General features: G+C 52.4%; 3 protein-coding genes. 2 read left to right on the plus strand and 1 reads right to left on the minus strand.

Going from position 1 to position 2,729, the window contains the following annotated elements; all coding sequences use genetic code 11:
• The coding region (locus tag Q7V06_RS08875; RefSeq protein WP_304840706.1) for an OB-fold nucleic acid binding domain-containing protein at window positions 1-402 on the minus strand (402 nt) is incomplete at its 3' end.
• 105 nt (window positions 403-507) lie between these two features.
• Here Q7V06_RS08875 and Q7V06_RS08880 point away from each other — a divergent pair.
• On the plus strand, window positions 508-1,857 hold the full coding sequence (locus Q7V06_RS08880) for a PAS domain S-box protein (RefSeq protein WP_304840702.1): 1,350 nt from the start codon (window positions 508-510) through the stop codon (window positions 1,855-1,857).
• A 2-nt stretch (window positions 1,858-1,859) separates the two neighbouring features.
• The gene (locus Q7V06_RS08885; RefSeq protein WP_304840704.1) at window positions 1,860-2,402 is read left to right on the plus strand and encodes a hypothetical protein; all 543 of its coding nucleotides are present in this window, start codon (window positions 1,860-1,862) and stop codon (window positions 2,400-2,402) included.
• Window positions 2,403-2,729: the final 327 nt, after the last annotated feature.

The following is a 2,729-nucleotide window of genomic DNA, read 5'->3' on the forward strand; positions in this document are numbered from 1 at the left end:
AGAAAAGATTGCTGCGATCCGTGGCCGCCTGACATCAAGGAACCTGGCATCAAGCCGGGTATCGATCTCGGCAGGCACCTTCTCGGCGACATCCAGAGGAAGGGGTGAGGCCGCCTTTGCCAGAATTTCGAATACTTCGGGGATGAGTTCGCGGCCACCGGGTGCCTTATCGGTCGCCTTGATGGTTCCGGTGACTCTGACAACCGACTCACGGGATACCTCTTTTATTGCTGCTTTAACCTCATCTGACACTTTCTTCTTTGGAACGGTCACCTGCATGATGCCGCTTCGGTCCCGGATGAGGAAGAAGGCGAGACCGCCTAAGTCCCGCTCCTCATGCACCCATCCTGCTATTGTGGCACGCTCCATATCGGGTGTGACCTCTCGTATCGGTATGCGCATAAAATCCAGTACTGGTACTTCGTACAAGGTGAAGAGGTTTACCAAAGTCAGGTGAACAAAGGGTAAGTATATCACCCTGTCTCTCTCATCTCCGGTTGATATCATATGAACGCCGATTTTGATCTCACCCTCTTTCACCAGACTATCATTGAGCGTATGAACGCCTGGGCGATGTTCCTCTCCCCAAACGGAACCGTACTCTTCTGGAATGAAGCAGCAGAGAAGATCACCGGATATCCGAGGGAGGAGGTGGTTGGCATCCCGGATATCTGGAAGAAGATCTATCCTGATCCGATCTATCGCAAAGAGATCACCGGGATGATCATCGGTGTGATCGAAGAGCAGGCATATCTTCGGAATTTTGAGACAAGGGTCCTTACAAAGACCGGTGAAAAGAAACACATCTCCTGGAACACGAGCGAAGTACGAACGACTGATGGCAGCATCACCGGTTATGTTGCAGTTGGGATCGATATCACAGAAAAAGTGATGGATAAGCGAAAACTCCGTGACCGTGAGGAGCTCTTCCACGGTATCACCTCTGCTGCATATGATGGGATCATCCTCCTTGATGATTCCGGCAGGATAACCTACTGGAATCCATCGGCAGAATGGATATTCTCTCTCCCTATGAAGGAGGCGAAAGGGCAGCGCGCAATTGACCTCATCGCACCACCAGGCAGTCATACAGACTGGGAACACGCCCTCACCCGGGACGGTGTCCATGAGCTGACCGGGCTTCGGAGAGATGGGGTACTCGTCCCAGTTGAGGTCACCCTCTCCGGCGTGACGCTCAGGGCTCTCCCCCACACCATCATGATCGTCCGTGATATCTCCAAACGACTGGAGGCGGAGGCACAGATGCGTCTCCTCTCTGCAATCGTTCACTCTTCTGAAGAGGCGATCATCAGTGTCGGTGCAGATGGCCATCTCCTCTCATGGAATCCGGCTGCCGAGAGGATCTGCGGCATACCCTATGATACTGCAATCGGGGGTTATATAACCGAAAATATCAGGCTGAAAGAGGGTACTCGTGCGATCACGGATGCGATTGTCGCATCTGTTCATACAGAGATCGCCGGAGTTCTCATTGACACGTTGGGGGTTGAGCATGATGTGGTCATCTCACTTACCCCGATACAACGATCCGATCGCTTCTCTCTCCTTATCCGTGACGTCACAAAGGAGAAGAAGGCAGCAAAAACGATGATCGCGTATATCAAAGAGGCGACGATGCGGCTGAATATGCCCGTTCTGGTCGTCAGGGAGAATCTGGAGGATATCATCGTGACGATCGAAGGTGATACCGTTGATTGTGAGGCTGCCACTCTCCGTCTTAAGGTTCAGATAGCCCATCTGGCGAGGATCAGTGAGACGATCCATGAGCTGAATGCCGCTCTCACCGGTGAAGGCAGAGAGATCCCGGAGGCGTACCGAAGCTTCCTTCTGGAGTAAGCATGCCCGATACACCCCATCCCATCATTGAAGGTGAGATCTACCTCCTGCTTGCTGAGGCAAAAGAGATGAAGCAGGCCTCCGTCTCCCTCGTTGCCGGGATCACAGAGGCCGGGTACGATGCAATCGTCATCACCACGAATCAGCCTTCCCCGATCCTCAGAAACCTCTATAAAAAGGCCGGAATTGATCCGAAATCGATCTGGTACATCGATGCGATCACCCGGTACTCCCTTGGGAAGGATCCGGATGACGATCCGATGACGACATATATCAATCATCCCTCAAACCTGACCGAAATGGGGATCGCCGTCACAAACATCTTAAAAAAGATGGAAGGGAAGAAGGCATGCATCGTTCTTGATTCGGTATCAACAATGCTGATCTATCTGCCATCTCAGAACATCTCGAAGTTCATGCACTTTGTTACGAACCGCCTCAGGCTTGCAGGGGTCGCAGGGGTCTTCCTTGCCGCAGAGAAGGGGCTCGACCCGGATCTCTTAAACCAGCTGACCACCTTTGTCGATTCGGTCATCGAAGAGTGAGTGATCAGATAACCCTCCTGAACTTTCCAGTGGGGACAGTGATCTCAAATCTCGCTCCTTTTCCGGAAACTCCGGTCTCCCGGATGGTCATCCCGGTGATCGCGAGGATCTCACTGACGAGATAGAGGCCAAAACCGTGGCTTCTCCCAAATGCAGGCTTGAATATTCTACCAGAGTGCTCTTGGAACCCTGATCAATGCCGATGTTAATGGTGCTCTGAACCATGCTCGAAAAGTAGCCGGTGATTCCGTGGTTTCACGGATAATCGGTAGTGGCCGTGTCAAGTGGCCGGTGCGAATAAGGACGACTTTTGAGCCGTCAACCTTC

The organism is Methanocalculus sp., assembly GCF_030651615.1.
GTDB lineage: Archaea > Halobacteriota > Methanomicrobia > Methanomicrobiales > Methanocorpusculaceae > Methanocalculus.

What these genes read in the sequence shown, in the direction of transcription:
- Q7V06_RS08885 (WP_304840704.1), top strand. Translation starts at nt 1,860, where the DNA reads ATGCCCGATACACCCCATCCCATCATTGAAGGTGAGATCTACCTCCTG.
- Q7V06_RS08880 (WP_304840702.1), top strand. Translation starts at nt 508, where the DNA reads ATGAACGCCGATTTTGATCTCACCCTCTTTCACCAGACTATCATTGAG.